14 protein-coding genes and 1 pseudogene are annotated in these 18,650 nt (G+C 69.2%); 13 read left to right on the top strand and 2 right to left on the bottom strand.

The features are described 5' to 3' along the window. Positions 1 to 192 precede the first annotated feature (192 nt). Positions 193 to 720, top strand: a complete 528-nt coding sequence (locus ACZZ98_RS10205; protein ID WP_463516134.1) for a SigE family RNA polymerase sigma factor — start codon at positions 193 to 195, stop codon at positions 718 to 720. Continuing rightward, positions 717 to 1,466: a hypothetical protein gene (locus ACZZ98_RS10200; RefSeq protein ID WP_463516133.1), complete on the top strand. Its 750-nt coding sequence runs from the start codon at positions 717 to 719 to the stop codon at positions 1,464 to 1,466. Before ACZZ98_RS10205 ends, ACZZ98_RS10200 begins: the two co-directional genes overlap by 4 nt. Before the next feature lie 113 nt (positions 1,467 to 1,579). Here ACZZ98_RS10200 and ACZZ98_RS10195 read toward each other — a convergent pair whose 3' ends face one another. Together ACZZ98_RS10195 and ACZZ98_RS10190 are read right to left on the bottom strand one after the other, a co-directional pair. Further along, complete coding sequence (locus tag ACZZ98_RS10195; RefSeq protein ID WP_463516132.1) at positions 1,580 to 2,146, bottom strand: recombinase family protein; 567 nt, start codon at positions 2,144 to 2,146, stop codon at positions 1,580 to 1,582. A gap of 477 nt (positions 2,147 to 2,623) precedes the next feature. Next, positions 2,624 to 3,004: a hypothetical protein gene (locus tag ACZZ98_RS10190; RefSeq protein WP_463516131.1), complete on the bottom strand. Its 381-nt coding sequence runs from the start codon at positions 3,002 to 3,004 to the stop codon at positions 2,624 to 2,626. 318 nt (positions 3,005 to 3,322) lie between these two features. On the opposite strand from ACZZ98_RS10190, the gene ACZZ98_RS10185 reads away from it, so the two are divergent. From ACZZ98_RS10185 to xdhB, 11 genes and pseudogenes are all read left to right on the top strand, one after another. Then, entirely contained in the window at positions 3,323 to 4,168 is an 846-nt protein-coding gene (locus ACZZ98_RS10185) for a hydroxypyruvate isomerase family protein (protein ID WP_463516130.1), read from the top strand. A 13-nt stretch (positions 4,169 to 4,181) separates the two neighbouring features. Beyond that, a pseudogene (locus tag ACZZ98_RS10180) lies at positions 4,182 to 5,078 on the top strand (2-hydroxy-3-oxopropionate reductase); the annotation flags it as partial. 86 nt (positions 5,079 to 5,164) lie between these two features. Continuing rightward, entirely contained in the window at positions 5,165 to 6,937 is a 1,773-nt protein-coding gene (gcl, locus tag ACZZ98_RS10175; protein WP_463516129.1) for a glyoxylate carboligase, read from the top strand. Between the two features lie 5 nt (positions 6,938 to 6,942). Next, positions 6,943 to 8,091 (top strand): glycerate kinase, encoded by a 1,149-nt coding sequence (locus tag ACZZ98_RS10170; protein ID WP_463516128.1) that lies wholly within the window; start codon positions 6,943 to 6,945, stop codon positions 8,089 to 8,091. Then, positions 8,088 to 8,930, top strand: coding sequence for a fumarylacetoacetate hydrolase family protein (locus tag ACZZ98_RS10165; RefSeq protein WP_463516127.1), 843 nt, complete (start codon positions 8,088 to 8,090; stop codon positions 8,928 to 8,930). Before ACZZ98_RS10170 ends, ACZZ98_RS10165 begins: the two co-directional genes overlap by 4 nt. After that, positions 8,927 to 10,285: an allantoinase AllB gene (gene allB, locus ACZZ98_RS10160; RefSeq protein ID WP_463516126.1), complete on the top strand. Its 1,359-nt coding sequence runs from the start codon at positions 8,927 to 8,929 to the stop codon at positions 10,283 to 10,285. Before ACZZ98_RS10165 ends, allB begins: the two co-directional genes overlap by 4 nt. After that, positions 10,282 to 11,109, top strand: a complete 828-nt coding sequence (locus ACZZ98_RS10155) for a bifunctional allantoicase/(S)-ureidoglycine aminohydrolase (RefSeq protein WP_463516125.1) — start codon at positions 10,282 to 10,284, stop codon at positions 11,107 to 11,109. The genes allB and ACZZ98_RS10155 overlap by 4 nt, the downstream gene beginning before the upstream one ends. A gap of 219 nt (positions 11,110 to 11,328) precedes the next feature. Beyond that, positions 11,329 to 13,464: a M4 family metallopeptidase gene (locus ACZZ98_RS10150; RefSeq protein WP_463516124.1), complete on the top strand. Its 2,136-nt coding sequence runs from the start codon at positions 11,329 to 11,331 to the stop codon at positions 13,462 to 13,464. 337 nt (positions 13,465 to 13,801) lie between these two features. Beyond that, positions 13,802 to 14,533 carry a hypothetical protein gene (locus ACZZ98_RS10145; RefSeq protein ID WP_463516123.1) on the top strand — a complete coding sequence of 244 codons (732 nt, stop codon included), beginning with the start codon at positions 13,802 to 13,804 and terminating at the stop codon, positions 14,531 to 14,533. Positions 14,534 to 14,718: 185 nt separating this feature from the next. Next, on the top strand, positions 14,719 to 16,179 hold the full coding sequence (locus tag ACZZ98_RS10140; RefSeq protein WP_463516122.1) for a xanthine dehydrogenase small subunit: 1,461 nt from the start codon (positions 14,719 to 14,721) through the stop codon (positions 16,177 to 16,179). After that, the gene (gene xdhB / locus ACZZ98_RS10135) at positions 16,176 to 18,650 is read left to right on the top strand and encodes a xanthine dehydrogenase molybdopterin binding subunit (RefSeq protein ID WP_463516121.1); all 2,475 of its coding nucleotides are present in this window, start codon (positions 16,176 to 16,178) and stop codon (positions 18,648 to 18,650) included. Before ACZZ98_RS10140 ends, xdhB begins: the two co-directional genes overlap by 4 nt.

Raw genomic sequence — 18,650 nt, 5'->3', positions numbered from 1 at the left:
CGCTCGTCCGACTTTGCCGCGATCCGCTCGTGCAGATGAGGGCGAGAATGCTGCCTTGGAGATGCCGGAGTCGTTACGACCCGGCATTGCGCTTCGCGGGGGCCTGACCGGTCAGACCATCTGAGGTCCTTAGGGAGGAGACTGAACCTCAGGAACCGCTCGATGCGTCTTCAAGGTATGGGGGTGCCGGGGATGACGCGAAACGAGCTGGATGCACGGTTCAGCGAGTTCGCGGGCGAGGCGATGGTCCGCCTTCGTCCGCTGGCCCACGCCACGGCGCGCGACGCCCATCGCGCCGACGACCTAGTCCAGATCACTTTGGAGAAGATGTATGCCGTGTGGCCGCGGATCGAGCGAACCGCGGCTGATCCCATGGCCTATGCCCGCACGGTGCTCGTGCGCTCACTCATATCTGAGCGACGGCGGCACGCGTGGAAGAACGAGGTCCTTGCCGAGGACTTCTCTGCAGACATCTTCGGCGATCACGCCGATCACGCCGAGGCCGTGGCGACCCACCTCACGCTCCAGGACGCGCTGCGGCAACTTCCACCTCGGCAACGGATGGCAGTGGTGCTTCGACATCTCGAGGACCTGTCGGTCGACGAGGTCGCCCGACTCATGAATTGCTCGACCGGAACGGTGAAGAGCACGACCAGTACGGCGCTGCACGCTCTGCGGGCGCTGTTGCCGACTCACGCGATGAAGGGAGTAGAGCCATGAACCAGAGCCTGCTGACTGAGGAATCCCGGGCTGCGTATCGCAGCCTGCCATCGGCCGACTTCACGGTGGAAGACGTCCTCGCGGGCGGTCGAACCCGACTCCGGCGACGCCGTGGGGTGCGGGCCGCCGGTGCGGCTGCTGCGGTGACTGCCGGTGTCCTCGCGCTCGGTCCCGGCCTTGCCCTCCTCGATCGCACATACACGTCGACCGTGCCAGGTGGGTCTGCTTCCTCGACCCCAGTCGCCCCGCTGTCCGTGGGGTGTCTCGCCCTGGACGGAATCGCGGCCTGCGAGGGACGGATCCGTTCATGGGCAGCCAAGTCTGGCGGGCAGTGGGATTTCCGCAACAGCCCGCTCGGCGAGAATCCTGCCTACGGCGCAGGCGGTCGGTCGATCGAGGTCACGCGCGATCACCGCCCCGGTGCGACCCACATCAGCGACCACCTTGAGATCGTCATCGTCCCCGCGCGCATCAACCCCGCCGTCCAGTTCCCGAACCTGCCCTTCGCCAGAGGCTCTGCGCCGCTCTCGGATGGGTCGTCCACCTGGGTCGCTCCCATGGCCGCGTCGACGCACATCGACGGGACGGTGCTCGAGGTCGTCGAGACCCGACGGGCCGCGGTGCTGATTTTGCTCAAGTCCGATGACACCAGGGGCAACGCCCTGGAGCCCGGTGTGGCGCCCCTCCCGGCCGGGTGGAACAAGGACGTTCGCGATCTCCTCGAAGCCCTCATCGCTCAAGCCTGAGTGCGGAAGGGGCTAGAGGGTCGACATGACGTGGGCGAGGACCTCCAAGCAGAAACGTCCGGATTTGCCGCGGATCGGTCATTGGCCGCGCCGCCAGAACGACGGTGGCCCAGTCAGTCCGCCTGTGCCCGCTTCAGGGTCCTGTAGATCGTGGCTCGGGACACTCGATAGTCCTCGGCCAACTCCGCGAGGGTGAAGTCGCCACTGTCGAAATCGTCCTTGAGCTTCTTGGCTCGACGATCGCTCAGCTTGGGCTTGGTGCCCAAGAGCCGGCCGTTGGCCTTGGCAATCGCCAACCCCTCCCTGGTGCGCTGCACGATGAGGTCGCGCTCGAACTCCGCGACCATCGCCAGCGCGTTGAAGAGGAACTTGCCGACCGGGTCATTTGGATCATGGACCGATGAGCCGATCTGGAGACGTGCGCCCCGCTCGTAGAGGTCCTGGACGATGTCTCGCGCGTCAGGCACCGACCGAGCCAAGCGGTCCATCTTGGCGACGACGAGGGTGTCACCTTCTCGGGCTGCTGCCAGCGCCTCGCGCAGTCCCGGCCGATCCTTGTTCTTGCCGGTGCGCTTGTCGGTGTAGACCCGCTCGTCCGCGACACCAAGCCGGCGCAACTCTGCTCGCTGTGATGCGAGATCCTGACGCTCGGTGCTCACTCGCGCGTAGCCGATCAACATGAGGCCATCCTCCTCGCCGAACTGACACATAGGTAGCAATAGAGGTACGTAGTTGCGACCATATGCCGGGCGGGTCTATTGCGACACTGGCCGGCGAGAGGCGACCCCGGCGCATCGTGACCGGGATATGTCGCGGTAGACGATTGTCATTGCGACTGTCGGCTGCGCCCTTTCGATCCGTCGGCCCAGCCGGAACTGCCGATCCTCGACGTCGCACGCCTACCTGGTTGAGCGCTCGACGGATCGCGCGCTCTGGGTCCGACCCGTCAACTCCGCGATCTGTCGAAGAGATCGACCGTCGAGATGCTCGCGGCGAGCGAGCGCCAGCATTCAGGCGCGCTGCTCAGGTGTGTGTCGGGTGGGTGCCGTGCCGACGAACTCAGGCAGGACAGGCACAAATCGGTCGAGGCTGACGGGCCATCCACCTGCCCTCACCGAGGGATCAGCAGGACAGCCGCTTGGCGTCCCGCGAGCCAGTTAAGACGTGAACCAGTCGTTCCTGCAGCCCGTGGTCGTTTGCATCTGCTGCGCCTGTGACCAGACCCAGTCGCAGACCGTCATCCTGACGCTCACACCATCAGCGACCCCACCAGCTGACACGCAGCCGTTGTAGACGATGTTGCCACCCCAGGCCCATCCACCCCCTTGGATCGAGGCATTCGCCCCGTCGCCGTCCCCGTTGGTCATGTCGCAGATCACGAGTCGATTGTTCGCATCGTCGTACCAGCCGTAGGCCTTGCCACTCGCCGAGAACAGGGTGTGGTCTGCTGCATGGGCCGGCGCTGCCATCGTCACCACCGCCACGGACGCCGTGGCCGCAGCCGCGGCCACGGAGGCAAACTTCGAAGCCAACTTCATGTGCTGCTCCTTTGGTGATTGCGGGGGCGTGGACGCGCTTCCCGACGGATGTGGACGAGGGATGCGGTACGACCACGACCCCCGGCGGGGGGCATATCGGCCCCAGGAACGCGCCATGCGGCTTCGAGGTCGGCGATCACGATGTCGTCCCACGCCCCGATTTCTCCTATCCGTGGGCCGTGAGCGAGGTCAGCACCTCGGGTGCCCACGCACGGCTCGTCTCATTCGCGATCCACCACCTTGACGCCTCCTGATCCCGACCCGTACTCTCTCAATTGTTGGAAATACTTTTCCATAATGTGGAATTAAGGAGACAACATGACACCCGACCACGGCCTCCGGTTCCTCGCGAACTGCTCGATGCTCTTCACCGAGTTGCCCCTCCTCGAGCGACCCGCCGCGGCCAGCGCCGCCGGCTTCGACGCCATCGAGTTCTGGTGGCCCTGGCCGGACCAGCCCACCCCTCCGCAGGCCGAGGTCGACGCCTTCGTCGCTGCCGTGCGGGACGCGGGAGTGCAGCTCGTCGGGCTCAACTTCTTTGCCGGAGACCTCGCCGGTCCCGACGCCGGGGTCCTCTCGATCCCCGCTCGGTCGGAGGAGTTCCGGGCCAACCTGCCCGTCGCCGTCGCCATCGGGAAGCAGCTCGGGGTGAGCGCCTTCAACGCGCTCTACGGCGTCCGGGTCGACTCCGCCACCCCGCAGGAGCAGGACGAGCTGGCTCGCACCAACCTCGGACTCGCCGCCGACGCCGCTGCATCGATCGGGGCCACCGTGCTCGTCGAGCCGGTGAGCGGCCCCAAGCCCTACCCGCTGCGCACCGCAGCCGACGCGGTGGCAGTCGTCGAGCAGGTTCGGGCCGACGGCCACGACAACGTCGGCTTCCTCTGCGACCTCTTCCACCTCGCCAACAACGGCGACGACCCGGCCGCTGCGGTCGCGGCCCACACCGGCCTCACCGCCCACGTGCAGATCGCCGATGCGCCCGGCCGCGGAGAGCCCGGCTCCGGCGACCTCGACCTCGACGGACTCCTCACCAACCTCGCCGACCGCGGCTACGACGGCTGGGTCGGCCTCGAGTACAAGCCGACCACCACGACCGACGAGAGCCTCACCTGGCTCCCGGTCGAGCACCGCAGCGCCACCTCCACCTCACGCACCGCCTGACCGTCACCACCCGAGGAGAACTCACATGTCACGCATCGCCTTCATCGGCCTGGGCATCATGGGCAGCCCCATGTCGGTCCACCTGCAGAACGCCGGCCACGACGTCGTCGGCTACAACCTCACCCCGGACCGCACCGCGGACCTCATCGCCGCAGGGGGCACCGCCGCCGGGTCCATCGCCGAGGCCGTGTCCGACGTCGACGTCGTCGCCGTCATGGTCCCCGACAGCCCCGACGTCCGCGACGTGCTCGAAGGTGAGGGCGGCGTCTTCGCCAACGCCAAGCCGGGCACCCTCATCATCGACTTCTCGAGCATCCGGCCCGACGTCTCCGCCGCCCTGGCCGAGCAGGCCACGGCCCACGGCTTCCCGATCCTCGACGCCCCGGTCTCCGGTGGCGAGGCCGGCGCCAAGAACGCCGCCCTGTCGATCATGGTCGGCGGGACGCAGGACGTCTTCGACACCGCCAAGCCCATCCTCGACGCCGTCGGCAAGACCGTCGTGCTCGTCGGACCGCACGGCGCCGGCCAGACCGTCAAGGCCGCGAACCAGCTCATCGTCGCGACCAACATCCAGGCCGTCGCCGAGGCCGTCGTCTTCCTCGAGGCCTACGGCGTCGACATGGAGGCCTCGCTCGAGGTGCTCGGCGGCGGGCTCGCGGGCTCGGCCGTCCTGAACCAGAAGAAGCAGAACATGCTGACCCGCACCTTCGACCCGGGCTTCCGGATCGACCTGCACCACAAGGACATGGGCATCGTCACGAGCGCCGCCCGCGAGGCCGGCGTCGTCCTGCCCGTGGGGGCGGTCATGGCCCAGCTCATGGCCAGCGCCCGCGCCAACGGCGACGGCGGACTCGACCACTCCGCCCTGCTTCGCGGCGTCGAACGCCTCTCCGGCGCCGACCTCACCTGACCGAAACACACACCGCCGGGTATGCCGCACAGCCGGCTTCGCGGCATACCCGCCCCTTTTCGCAGCACACCAGACAGGACACGACCATGGCACGCATGAAGACCGCCGAAGTTGCAGTCGAGATCATGAAGAAGGAGGGCATCACCAACGTCTTCGGGCTCCCCGGCGCTGCCATCAACCCCTTCTACAAGGCGATGCAGACGCAGGGCGGGTTGCACCACACGCTCGCGCGGCACGTCGAGGGCGCCTCGCACATGGCAGAGGGATACACCCGCGCCAAGGCCGGCAACATCGGCGTCTGTGTCGGCACGAGCGGCCCGGCCGGGACCGACATGATCACCGGCCTCTACTCGGCCTCTGCCGACTCGATCCCGATCCTCTGCATCACCGGGCAGGCTCCCGTGGCCAAGCTCCACAAGGAGGACTTCCAGGCCGTCGACATCGCCTCGATCGCCAGACCGCTCACCAAGATGGCGGTGACCGTCCTCGAGCCGGCGCAGGTCCCGGGCACGTTCCAGCAGGCGTTCCACCTCATGCGTTCCGGCCGGCCCGGCCCGGTCCTCATCGACCTCCCCATCGACGTGCAGCTGGCCGAGATCGAGTTCGACATCGACACCTACGAGCCGCTGCCCGCGTTCAAGCCGGCCGCGAGCCGTCGGCAGGTCGAGAAGGCGCTCGACATGCTCGCCGCGTCGGAGCGCCCGCTCATCGTCGCCGGTGGCGGCATCATCAACGCCGACGCAGCAGAGCTGCTCGTCGAGCTCGCCGAGCTCACCGGGATCCCCGTCGTCCCGACCCTCATGGGCTGGGGTGCCATCCCCGACGACCACGAGCTGCACGCCGGCATGGTCGGGCTCCAGACCTCGCACCGCTACGGCAACGAGACGATGCTCGCGTCCGACTTCGTCCTGGGCATCGGCAACCGCTGGGCCAACCGCCACACCGGTGGCATCGACACCTACACCAAGGGCCGCACGTTCGTGCACGTCGACATCGAGCCGACCCAGATCGGGCGCGTCTTCGCACCGGACTTCGGGATCGTCTCTGACGCCAAGGCGGCGCTCGCCCTGTTCGTCGAGGTCGCCAAGGAGCGCCGCGACGAGCTGGCGGACCGTTCGGCCTGGGCACAGGACGTGCGCCAGCGCAAGCAGAAGCTGTGGCGCAAGACCAACTTCGACGTCACGCCCATCAAGCCGCAGCGCGTCTACCAGGAGATGAACAAGGCCTTCGGCAAGGACGCCCGCTACGTCTCGACGATCGGTCTCTCGCAGATCCAGGCCGCGCAGATGCTCCACGTCTTCAAGGACCGTCACTGGATCAACGCCGGCCAGGCCGGACCGCTCGGCTGGACCGTCCCGGCGGCGATCGGCGTCGCGACGGCCGACCCGGACGCGACCGTCGTCGCGATCTCGGGCGACTACGACTTCCAGTTCATGATCGAGGAGCTCGCCGTCGGTGCACAGTTCAAGGTGCCCTACATCCACGTCCTCGTGAACAACGCCTACCTCGGCCTCATCCGGCAGGCGCAGCGCGGGTTCGACATGGACTACTGCGTGCAGCTGTCCTTTGACAACATCAACAGCCCTGAGCTGGCCGGCTACGGCGTCGACCACGTCAAGGTCGCAGAAGGCCTGGGCTGCAAGGCGATTCGCGTCTTCGACCCCGAGGAGATCCTGCCGGCTCTCGAGCTGGCCAAGAAGCTTATCGTCGAGCACCGCGTCCCCGTCATCGTCGAGGTGATCCTCGAGCGCGTCACCAACGTCTCGATGGGCACCGAGATCGACAACGTCGTGGAGTTCGAGGCGCTCGCCGACAGCGGTGTCGACGCCCCGACCGCGCTCTATGCCAACCTCGACTGAGCGCCATGACCCGAGTCCTGCTCGCCCCTGACAAGTTCAAGGGGACTCTCACCGCCGCCGAGGTGGCCGAGCACGTCGGTCGCGGACTGCGGGCGGCCCTGGGCGATGTCGAGGACCGGGTGGACATCATCCGGGTCGCCGTGGCGGACGGTGGCGACGGGATGGTCGCCGCCGCGCTCGAGGCCGGCCACACCGAGGTCGCCGTCACGGTGAGCGGCCCGACCGGGGCATCTCGCCAGGGTGCGTATGCCGTGTCCGGCACGGGTGCGGTCATCGAGATGGCCGGCCTGTGCGGGCTCGCCCTGCTGGGCGACGACCTGGCACCGCTCACGGCATCCAGCCGTGGCCTGGGCGAGGCGCTGGCCCACGCGCTCGATGCCGGCGCCGAGCGCGTCGTCCTCGGGATCGGCGGGAGCGCCTCGACCGACGGTGGTGCCGGCATGCTGGTCGCTCTCGGCGCCCGGGTCCTGGACGCGTCGGGGCGCGAGCTCGCTGACGGTGGTGGAGCCCTCGCTGACGTGGCCGGCATCGACCTGACGGGCCTGCACCCCCGACTCGCCGAGGTGGAGCTGCTCGTGGCCTGCGACGTCGACAACCCGCTCACGGGTCCGCGCGGAGCAGCCGCGGTCTATGGACCACAGAAGGGCGCCGACCCCGAGCAGGTCGAAGCCTTGGAGGCGGCACTGGGCCAGTGGGCGGACCTCCTCGACACCGCGACCGGTGCCCAGGGACGGGACGTTCCCGGCGCCGGCGCCGCCGGTGGAGTCGGGTATGCCGCGCTGGTCGCCCTCGGCGGCCAGCTGAGGCCGGGGGTCGAGCTCGCGCTGGACCTCACCGGGTTCCACGAAGCCCTCGAGGGGGTGGACCTCGTCGTCACCGGCGAGGGCTCCCTCGACGAGCAGACGCTCAACGGCAAGGCACCTGCGGGAGTGGCGAGCGCAGCGCGCGCACACGGCATACCCGTCGTGGCCGTCGCGGGACGATGCGAGCTGAGCCCAGAGACCCTGGCAGCAGCCGGGATCGAGCGCGCCTGGGCACTCACCGACCTGGCCACCGAACCGGACGAGGCGTTCCGCGCCCCCGGACCACTGCTCGAGCGAGCCGGAGCCGAGATCGGCCGCTGGCTCCTCCAACGAGACAGGAAGACCTCATGAGACTTGCCCGCATCGGCGAACAGGGCCGCGAGACACCGGTGGTGGAGGTCGACGGCGTCCTGCGCGACCTGTCGTCCGTGACCTCCGACATCGACGGCGCGTTCCTCGACACCGTTCTCCCGGGCCTGGATCCACGCGCCCTGCCGACGTTCGACCGTGCCGGCGGCCGCTTCGGCCCCCCGGTGGTCGGACCGAGCAAGGTCATCGGGATCGGCCTGAACTACCGGTCGTATGCCGCCGGGCTCGGTGTCGACCCGCCCGCGTCACCCGTGGTGTTCCTCAAGGCACCGTCGTCGGTGTGCGGACCGACCGACGCGATCCGGCCGCTGCCGGGCTCGACGAGCACCGACTTCGAGGTCGAGCTGGCCCTCGTCATCGGGCACCGCCTGCGCGGGGTCGTCGACCGAGCCGCGGCGCTGGGGGCCGTGGCCGGCTACACGCTCGCCAACGACGTCACCGACCGCGACCTCGCCGCCGGTGGTGGGCCCTGGGCCAGGGGCAAGTGCGCCGACACGTTCTGCCCGCTCGGTCCGTGGCTCGTGACGCCCGACGAGGTCAGCGACCCGGGCGCCGTGGCCCTGCGGCTCTCGGTCAACGGGATCGGGATGCAGGACGGGTCCACGTCCGACATGGTGTTCGACGTCCCGGACATCCTCGTCCACCTCAGTGGACTGATGACCCTGGAGCCGGGTGACGTCGTCCTCACCGGCACGCCCGTGGGCACGGCGGTCACCCGGGCGGAGCCACGCCCCTACCTGCGCGACGGTGACCTCGTCGAGGCCGACGGCGGTGTTCTGGGGCTCCATCGCTCCCCCGTGGGCGCGAGTGGTCCACGATGAGGGGTGTGCAGGCCGATCTCGTCATCAGGGCACCGCGGGCGATCGTCGACGGCCGGGAGCGGTCTGCCGTGGTGTCGGTGCATGCCGGGCGGATCGTCGCGATCGACGCCTTCGGCGAGGACGTGGGTGATGGAGGCAGCGCAGCCGAGGTCCTCGAGCTGAGCGACGACGAGGTCCTGCTGCCGGGTCTCGTCGACACCCATGTGCACGTCAACGAACCCGGCCGCACCGACTGGGAGGGCTTCGACAGCGCCACCCGGGCCGCGGCCGCTGGTGGCGTCACGACGATCATCGACATGCCGCTCAACAGCATCCCGTCGACGGTGACGGTGGACGCCCTGCGGGCCAAGCAGTCGGTGGCTGCTCCCCAGGTGCACGTCGACGTTGGCTTCTGGGGTGGTGCGGTGCCCGACCACCTCGGCGACATCGAGGCCCTGCACCATGCCGGCGTCTTCGGGTTCAAGTGCTTCCTCGCCGACTCCGGGGTCGAGGAGTTCCCGCCCCTGGACGCCGAGCAGTTCCGGGCGGCCATGACCGAGACCGCCCGGCTCGGAGCGTTGCTCATCGTCCACGCGGAGGACGCCGGGACGCTGGAGGCTGCTGTCCCAGCCAGCGGACGGGCCTATGGCGACTTCCTCGCCTCACGGCCTCCGACCGCTGAGGACGTCGCCATCGGTCTGGTCATCGACGTGACCCGCGAGACCGGCGGCAGGTCGCACGTCCTGCACCTGTCGAGTGCCAGCGCGCTGGCGAGCCTGCGAGCCGCCCGCGCCGAAGGACTCGACCTCAGTGTCGAGTCGTGCCCGCACTACCTCGCCCTGGACGCCGACGAGATCGCCGACGGCGCCACCCAGTTCAAGTGCTGCCCTCCGATCCGGGACCACAGCAACCAGGACGAGCTCTGGGCGGGACTGGCCGCAGGCGACATCGACTTCGTCGTGTCCGACCACTCGCCCTCCACGGCGGACCTCAAGCAGTTCGACGTCGGCGACTTCGGCCTGGCCTGGGGAGGGATCGCCTCCCTGCAGCTCGGGCTCCCCGCCATGTGGAGCGTCGCCCGCGAGCGCGGACACACCCTCGCCGACGTGGTGGGGTGGATGGCGACGGCCACGGCGGACCGGGTCGGCCTGCACCACAAGGGTCGCCTCGCCGTCGGGGCCGACGCTGACTTCGTCGTCTTCGCCCCCGAGGAGGAGTGGGTCGTCGACGTGACCGCCCTGCACCACAAGAACCCGGTGTCGGCGTGGGCCGACCACAACCTGCACGGCCAGGTCAGAGCGACCTGGCTGCACGGCATACCCATCACGAACGACAGCGCACCCGGTGGACGGCTGCTCACGAGAGGACAGCGATGACCAAGTACTACGCACCCCAGGGTGGCCTGCCGCCGCAGACCCAGCTCACGACCGACCGTGCCCGGTTCACGACGGCGTATGCCGTCCTGCCCAAGGGCACGATGACCGACATCGTCACGTCGTTGCTCCCGTTCTGGGAGGGCATGCGCATGTGGCTCATCGCGCGCCCGCTCAGCGGTTTTGCCGAGACGTTCAGCCAGTACATCGTCGAGGTCTCGCCCGGTGGAGGATCGGACCGGCCCGAGCTCGACCCCGGCGCCGAGGGCGTGCTCTTCGTCGTGTCGGGGACTCTCGAGCTCACTCTGGGCGATGAGGTCCACGGCCTCGCACCAGGGGGCTACGCGTTCCTCCCGCCCGGGAGCGACTGGACCCTGCACAACCGCGGCGACGAGGTGGCGAGCTTCCACTGGATCCGCAAGGCCTACCAGCACGTCGACGGCATCGAGGTCCCGCCGGCCTTCGTCACCTCCGACGCCGAGGTCGAGGGCCTCGAGATGCCTGGCACGGACGGAGCCTGGAAGACCCAGCGGTTCGCAGACCCCACCGACATCCGTCACGACATGCACGTCAACATCGTCAGCTTCGACCCCGGCGGCGCCATCCCCTTCCCCGAGACCCACGTCATGGAGCACGGCCTCTACGTCCTCGAGGGCAAGGCCGTCTACCTGCTCAACGAGGACTGGGTCGAGGTCGAGGCCGGTGACTTCATGTGGCTGCGGGCGTTCTGTCCCCAGGCCTGCTATGCCGGCGGCCCGGGCCGCTTCCGCTACCTCCTCTACAAGGACGTCAACCGGCATGCGACGCTCAGCCGCCAGTTCGTCTGACGTCCGCGCGGCGCATGACGCCCCGGTTTCCGTGGTCTGCGCCTGGTCAAGGAAAGGTAAGAACTCGGCAAAGCTGAGTTGGGCAGACAATCCGGTTAACAGTTAAGGGCGCGAAACAGGCAAGAGGGCATTGCCTTGGACGTCTCGTGAGCACCACTCTCTCGGTTACCCCGAGACCGCACGGCCATCCCGTGCGGTCCGAACCGGAAGAGGTATGACGTGATTCGACGATCCACCGGAGCCATGGCGGTCACCGCCGCCCTGGCCCTCCCTCTGGCCCTGCCCCTTGCCGGAGCCCTTGGCCTCACGGCCAGCTCCGGCCCTGCCGCAGCAGCGAAGGCTGACCCCGCCCGTGACCACGCGGCCCTGGGTCTCTCGGCCGACGAGAAGCTCGTCGTGACGTCGGTCGTGACCGATCGTGACGGCACACAGCACATCCGCTACGACCGCACCTTCAAGGGCCTGCGGGTCATCGGCGGCGACCTCGTCCTCGAGACGACCAGGAGCGGCACGAAGGCCGACGTGCGCTTCAACGCGTCCGGCAAGGCGGCAGTTGCCTCGACGACTCCGAGGAAGAGCGCCGCCGAGGCCACGTCCGTGGCGACCAAGCACGCCCGGAAGTCATCGACGGTCAAGGCGAAGGACAACAAGCTCGTCGTCTGGGCCGGTGGCGCAGCACCACGCCTGGCCTACGAGGTCATCACCGAAGGGGTGAAGGCCGACCAGACGCCCAGCCGCCTGCACACCCTCGTCGACGTCGACTCCGGCGCCATCCTCCACGCGTGGGACGAGGTCAAGCACGGCACCGGCAACTCGCAGTACGCCGGCCAGGTCACGCTCAACACGACCCAGTCGGGCAGCTCCTGGCTGCTCAAGGACCCGGTGGGCAACTACACCACCGACCTCAACGGCTCGACCTCGAGCACTGCGACGGGAACCCAGTTCACCGACGCCGACAACACGTGGGGCAGCGGGACCACGAGCAACCGACAGACCGCGGGGGTCGACGCGCAGTACGGCGCCGAGAAGACCTACGCCTACTTCGACTCCGTCCAGGGCCGTCGCGGCATCTGGAACGACGGCCGGGGCGCGCGCAGCCGGGTCCACTACGGCAACGCCTACATCAACGCCTTCTGGGACGGGACCCAGATGACCTACGGTGACGGCGCCGGCAACACCAAGCCGTTGACTGCTCTGGACATCGCGGGCCACGAGATGAGCCACGGTGTCACCGAGAACACCGCGAACCTCGACTACGGCAACCCCGACGCCGGGATCTACTACGAGTCAGGCGGGCTCAACGAAGCAACCTCGGACATCTTCGCCGCCGGCGTCGAGTTCCACACCAACAACTCGACCGATGCCGGTGACTACCTCGTCGGCGAGAAGATCGACATCAACGGCAACGGCACTCCCCTGCGCTACATGGACAAGCCGAGCAAGGACGGCCGCAGCCAGGACTGCTACAACTCGCAGACCGGCAGCATCGACCCGCACTACTCCTCAGGCCCGCTCAACCACTGGTTCTTCATGGCCTCCGAAGGCTCGGGCGCCAAGACGATCAACGGCGTGAGCTACAACAGCCCGGTCTGCGGCAGCGCTCCGGCCGTCACGGGTGCCGGCCGCACCAACGTGGAGAAGGTCTGGTACCGGACCCTGTCGACCAAGCTGACCCGCAACAGCAAGTACTCCAACGCGCGAGAGGGTGCCATCGCCTCTGCGAAGGAGCTGTACGGCGCGACGAGCCAGACGTGCAAGTCCGTCGAGGCGGCGTTCAACGCCATCGCGGTGCCGGTGGGTGCCGAGAAGTGTGACGGCGGATCGACCCCGACGCCGACGCCGACCGGGACGGGCACTCCTTCGCCGACCCCGACTCCCACGCCGACGACTCCGCCGTCGGGCAACCTGCTCAAGAACCCGGGCTTCGAGTCCGGTGCGGTGAGCTGGACCGGGACCTCCGGGCCGATCACGACCAACACCGGCCGCCCGGCCCGCACCGGCAGCTGGAAGGCGTGGCTCGGCGGCAACGGATCCACCTCGACCGAGACGATCCAGCAGAGCGTCGCGATCCCCTCGACCGTGACGGCCGCAACCCTGTCGTTCTGGCTGCGCACCGACACCGCTGAGTCGGGCTCCACGGCCTACGACACGATGAAGGTCCAGGTCGTCGACGGTACGACGACCACGACCCTGGCCACGTACACCAACGTGGGGACGAACGCGACCTACACCCAGAAGTCGTTCAACCTCACGGCATACAAGGGCAGGACGGTCACGGTGAAGTACCTCATGAACGAGGACTCCTCGCTGCAGACCTCGTTCGTCGTCGACGACACCTCACTCGCCACGAGCTGAGGACCCACGACGGCGATGGGCCGGCACACCTCCGGGTGCCGGCCCATCGTTGCGTCCACTCGTGAGCAGGCTGGGCCCCGGCGCTGCGAGTGGGCGATGCTGGGGATGGCGACGCCCCATCCTCGGCCGCTGCACTGCTGACAGGGACCCACCAACGGAACGAGGACTGTGACCGACTACCAGGCGTTTCCCGAAGCGCTCCGCGAGGCCATCCAGGCACGCGGCCTCAGTCTCAGCCGGATCCAGACGCGACTGCAGCGTCGTGGCCAGGCGGTGAGCCTGGCGACTCTGAGCTACTGGCAGTCCGGCCGCAGCCGCCCGGAGCGCGAGAAGCTCGATGGAGGTGCTCAGCGAGCTCGAGTCCGTGCTGAACCTGGAGCACGGTGCGCTGGAGCAGCTCCTTGCCCCGCGTCGGCCGAGGGGACGCTGGACCCAGCGGGTGCAGGCCATCCCCGAGCTGGACGGCATCGTGCTCGACGAGCGACGGCACGCCGTCGCGAAGGCGCTGCAGGGGATGGTCACCGAAGGCGACTCCGGCCTGACCCGACTGAGCCTGCACGATCGGCTCGTCGTCGGCCCCGAGGGAGGCGACCGGACGCTGACCGCGCGCCAGCTGCTGCGCTCCGAGCGTGACGGCGTCGATCGACACCTGCTGATGCACGTGATGGACGAAGCCGGGCAGACGCTGCCTGTCGTGCGCCCGATCCGACACTGCAGCATCGGTGACCTGTACGAGGACCCGGCCGGAGTGGTGGCCGTCGAGCTGCTCTTCGACCGCACGCTCGGTCGCGGCGACACGATCCTCTTGGAGTACGAGCTCCAGCACCGAGCCCCGTACCCGCCGGCGAGAAGCTTCGACCGTCGGGTCCGGCATCCCCTCCGTGAGTACGTCCTGGAGGTGTGCTTCACCCCACCCGCCCTGCCGGCCGCCGTCTGGCACTACGAGACGCCCCTGGAGTCAGCCGTCGCACACACCGTCCATCCGGTCGAGGTGGGCCCCAGCCACTGCGCGCACATCGTGGTCCTCGATGCGGGAGTGGGCGGCCACGGGATGCGCTGGACCTGGTGAGACACCCGAGCCCGCGGCGCCGCAGAACCACTAATGGAAAAGTATTTCCGATTCTCTTTCCGTGACGCCCATTGGTGGGTACGCTGGGGACATCCCGTCGTTCGCATGGACAACCGGCGGGTCGCCACTTCGCAACCATGCTCCCGACGACACCTGGTCGGGACGATGTCGATGAGGAGTTGGCAATGCAGCCAACGGTCTTGGTCAACGGGACACCGCTGACGCTGGCAAGCGTCACGCCCCACACGACGGCGCTCGACTGGCTGCGTGGCAGCGGCCTGACGGGGGCCAAGGAGGGCTGCGCCGAGGGAGAGTGCGGCGCCTGCTCGGTCATGGTGGCCAGACCAGGCGTCACCGATGGCGCAAGCACCGAGTGGGTCGCGATCAACGCCTGCCTCATCCCCGCTGCCGGGCTCGACGGGCAAGAGGTCGTCACCGCCGAAGGGCTGGGTCCGCCCGGTCGGCTCCACCCGGTGCAGCGTGAGATGGCTGATCGTGGCGGCTCCCAGTGTGGTTACTGCACACCGGGATTCGTGTGTTCGATGGCGGCTGAGTACTACCGGCCCGGGCGCGCCGAAGGCATCGTGGCGGGAGAGCATGACGGCGACGCCGAGCACGGCGCCAACGGGTTCGACCTCCACGCCCTCAGCGGCAACCTGTGCCGCTGCACCGGCTACCGGCCCATCCGCGACGCCGCCTACGCGCTGCCCGATGCCCCGGCCTTCGACGACGCCCTGGCCTCGCGCGCGACCAACCCGACCCCAGCGCCGGTGCACACACGTCTCGAAGCCGACGGGGCGGCATACGTCCGCCCGGAGAGCCTCGCCGAGGCGCTTGCGCTGCTCGCCGACCGGCCGGACGCCCTGCTCGTCGCCGGCTCGACCGACATCGGCGTCGAGCTCAACATCAGGGGCTCGCGCCCGCCGCTGCTCGTGGCCATCGACCGACTGCCCGAGCTGCGGGGCCTCGACGAGGACGAGGACGAGATCCGCATCGGTGCGGCCCTCACACTCACCGAGATCGAACGGCGGCTCGACGGGCGCGTGCCCCTGCTCGCCGCGCTCTTCCCCCAGTTCGCCTCGCGACTCATCCGCAACGGCGCCACGCTCGGCGGCAACCTCGGCACCGGCTCCCCCATCGGTGACGCACCGCCGGCCCTGCTGGCCCTCGACGCCCGACTCGTCCTCTCCAGCCGGCGGGGGGAGCGGGTCGTGCCCCTGTCCGAGTACTTCACGGGCTATCGGCGGACCGTCAAGCAGGCCGACGAGCTGATTCGCGAGATCCGCCTGCCCCTGCCGCTGGCCCAGCACACGGCGTTCCACAAGATGGCCAAGCGCCGCTTCGACGACATCTCCTCCGTCGCCGTCGGCTTCGCCGTGGACGTCGTCGACGGGGTCGTCCGGCAGGCCCGGATCGGCCTCGGCGGGGTGGCCGCCACACCGCTGCGCGCCACCGCCACCGAGCAGGCGCTCGTCGGTCGTCCCTGGGACGCCCAGACCGTCGAGGCCGCCGCCCGGGTCCTCGCGGGCGAGGGCACACCGCTGGACGACCACCGCGCCTCGTCGCGCTATCGCGCCGCGATGCTCGGCCAGTCCCTGCGCAAGTTCCACGCCGAGCACGCCGCCAGCGAGGGGATCCCCGCATGAGCCACCTGTCTGCCCTCCCCGACCAGGGCGTTGCCGGCCAGAGCGGCCAGAGCGTGGTCGGCACATCGATGCCGCACGAGGCGGCCGACCTCCACGTGACCGGCGCGGCCCTCTACACCGACGACCTCGTCGCTCGGACCAAGGACTGCCTGCACGCCTACCCGGTGCAGTCGCCCCATGCCCACGCCAGAGTCCTCGACCTCGACCCGAGTCCTGCGCTGGCCGTCCCCGGTGTCGTGCGGGTGCTCACGGGCGCCGACGTCCCCGGCGTCAACGACGCTGGCGTCAAGCACGACGAGCCACTCTTCCCCGACGAGGTGCAGTTCGTCGGGCACGCCGTCTGCTGGGTCCTCGGCGAGACGCTGGAGGCTGCGCGTCGTGGTGCTGCCGCCGTCGTCGTCGACTACGAGATCCTGCCGTCGATCATCTCCGTGCGTGAGGCCATCGCCGCCGAGAGCTTCCAGGGCGCACAGCCCACCGTCGAGCGCGGCAACGTCGAGGCCGGCCTGGAGCAGGCGGCCCACGTCTTCAGCGGTGAGTTCGAGTTCGCCGGGCAGGAGCACTTCTACCTCGAGACGCACTGCTCGCTCGCGCTGGTCGACGAGAACGGCCAGGTCTTCGTCCAGTGCTCCACGCAGCACCCGAGCGAGACCCAGGAGATCGTGGCGCACGTCCTCGGCCGTTCCTCCAGCGAGGTCACCGTCCAGTGCCTGCGCATGGGTGGCGGGTTCGGTGGCAAGGAGATGCAGCCCCACGGGTTCGCGGCGATCGCCTCCCTCGGCTCCATCCTCACCGGCCGCCCCGTGCGCCTGCGCCTGAGCCGCAACCTCGACATGACGATGAGCGGCAAGCGCCACGGCTTCCACTCGCAGTGGCGGGTCGGCTTCGACGACACCGGTCACATCCAGGCCCTCGAGGCCACCCTCACCTCCGACGGTGGGTGGAGCCTCGACCTCTCCGAACCCGTCCTGGCCCGGGCCCTGTGCCACATCGACAACGCCTACTGGATCCCCGACATCAAGGTGAACGGCCGGGTCGCCAAGAGCAACAAGACGTCGCAGACGGCCTTCCGCGGCTTCGGTGGACCTCAGGGGATGCTCGTCATCGAGGACATCCTCGGGCGGTGTGCGCCACTGCTCGGGATCGATGCCGCCGAGCTGCGCCGCCGCAACTTCTATGCCAACGGACAGAGCACGCCCTACGGTCAGCCGATCACCCAGGCCGACCGGCTGGCCCGCGCCTGGGACCAGGTGCTGGAGTCGGCACAGGTCACCCAGCGGTGGGCCGAGATCGAGGAGTTCAACCGGGCTCACCCCCACACCAAGCGCGGGCTGGCCATCACCCCGGTGAAGTTCGGCATCTCCTTCAACCTCACCGCCTTCAACCAGGCCGGGGCGCTCGTCCACGTCTACAAGGACGGCTCGGTGCTCATCAACCACGGTGGCACCGAGATGGGCCAGGGGCTCCACACCAAGATGCTCCAGGTGGCCGCCACCACCCTGGGGGTGCCGCTGTCCACGGTGCGTCTGGCACCGACCCGCACTGACAAGGTGCCCAACACGTCCGCGACCGCGGCCTCGTCCGGGGCCGACCTCAACGGTGGCGCGGTCAAGAACGCCTGCGAGCAGATCCGCGAGCGCCTGGCGATCACGGCCTCCGCGAAGATCGGCGTCCCGCCGGCGGACATCCGCATCCGTGACGGCCTGGTGTCCGGGCTCGGCTCGGACGTCCAGGTCCCGTGGGAGGAGCTGGTGCACGCGGCCTACTTCGCGCGGGTCCAGCTGTCGGCAGCCGGCTTCTATCGCACCGAGGGACTCCACTGGGACTCGCGGGTCATGCAGGGTTCGCCGTTCAAGTACTTCGCACACGGGGTCGCCGCCACCGAGGTCGAGGTCGACGGCTGGACCGGTGCCTACCGGACCCGCCGGGTCGACATCGTCCACGACGTCGGCGACAGCCTGTCCCCCCTCGTCGACATCGGCCAGGTCGAGGGCGGCTACGTCCAGGGCGCCGGCTGGCTCACCCTCGAGGACCTGCGGTGGGACGAGAGCGACGGGCCCGGCCGCGGTCGCGTCCTCACCCAGGCGGCCAGCACCTACAAGCTGCCGAGCTTCTCGGAGATGCCCGAGACCTTCAACGTGGCGCTGCTCGAGCAGGCCCACGAGGAGGGCGCCATCTATGGCTCCAAGGCCGTGGGCGAGCCTCCGCTGATGCTCGCTTTCTCCGTGCGCGAGGCGCTGCGTCAGGCGGCGGCAGCGTTCGGACCGGCCGGCACGAGCGTCGACCTCGGCTGCCCCTCCACCCCCGAGCAGGTCTTCTGGGCGGTCGAGCAGGCGCGGGCGGCGCACGGGAAGGCCAACGGGCATGTCGACGAGGGCTTCCCCGGCCACCACCCCGACGAGCCGGACCCGGACGCACCCACCCGGATGCCCGAGTCCGAGGTCGCCGTGCGCTCACTGGCAGGTGGTTGA

This window comes from Knoellia sp. AC549, assembly GCF_979258975.1.
The sequence above is the reverse complement of the archived record's forward strand: the minus strand, read 5'-3'. Positions and strand labels throughout refer to the sequence as shown.

Excerpts from the sequence above, each read along its gene's own strand:
- ACZZ98_RS10205 (WP_463516134.1), top strand. The coding sequence starts at position 193 with ATGACGCGAAACGAGCTGGATGCACGGTTCAGCGAGTTCGCGGGCGAG.
- ACZZ98_RS10200 (WP_463516133.1), top strand. The coding sequence starts at position 717 with ATGAACCAGAGCCTGCTGACTGAGGAATCCCGGGCTGCGTATCGCAGC.
- ACZZ98_RS10195 (WP_463516132.1), bottom strand. The coding sequence starts at position 2,146 with ATGTTGATCGGCTACGCGCGAGTGAGCACCGAGCGTCAGGATCTCGCA.
- ACZZ98_RS10190 (WP_463516131.1), bottom strand. The coding sequence starts at position 3,004 with ATGAAGTTGGCTTCGAAGTTTGCCTCCGTGGCCGCGGCTGCGGCCACG.
- ACZZ98_RS10185 (WP_463516130.1), top strand. The coding sequence starts at position 3,323 with ATGACACCCGACCACGGCCTCCGGTTCCTCGCGAACTGCTCGATGCTC.
- gcl (WP_463516129.1), top strand. The coding sequence starts at position 5,165 with ATGGCACGCATGAAGACCGCCGAAGTTGCAGTCGAGATCATGAAGAAG.
- ACZZ98_RS10170 (WP_463516128.1), top strand. The coding sequence starts at position 6,943 with ATGACCCGAGTCCTGCTCGCCCCTGACAAGTTCAAGGGGACTCTCACC.
- ACZZ98_RS10165 (WP_463516127.1), top strand. The coding sequence starts at position 8,088 with ATGAGACTTGCCCGCATCGGCGAACAGGGCCGCGAGACACCGGTGGTG.
- allB (WP_463516126.1), top strand. The coding sequence starts at position 8,927 with ATGAGGGGTGTGCAGGCCGATCTCGTCATCAGGGCACCGCGGGCGATC.
- ACZZ98_RS10155 (WP_463516125.1), top strand. The coding sequence starts at position 10,282 with ATGACCAAGTACTACGCACCCCAGGGTGGCCTGCCGCCGCAGACCCAG.
- ACZZ98_RS10145 (WP_463516123.1), top strand. The coding sequence starts at position 13,802 with ATGGAGGTGCTCAGCGAGCTCGAGTCCGTGCTGAACCTGGAGCACGGT.
- ACZZ98_RS10140 (WP_463516122.1), top strand. The coding sequence starts at position 14,719 with ATGCAGCCAACGGTCTTGGTCAACGGGACACCGCTGACGCTGGCAAGC.
- xdhB (WP_463516121.1), top strand. The coding sequence starts at position 16,176 with ATGAGCCACCTGTCTGCCCTCCCCGACCAGGGCGTTGCCGGCCAGAGC.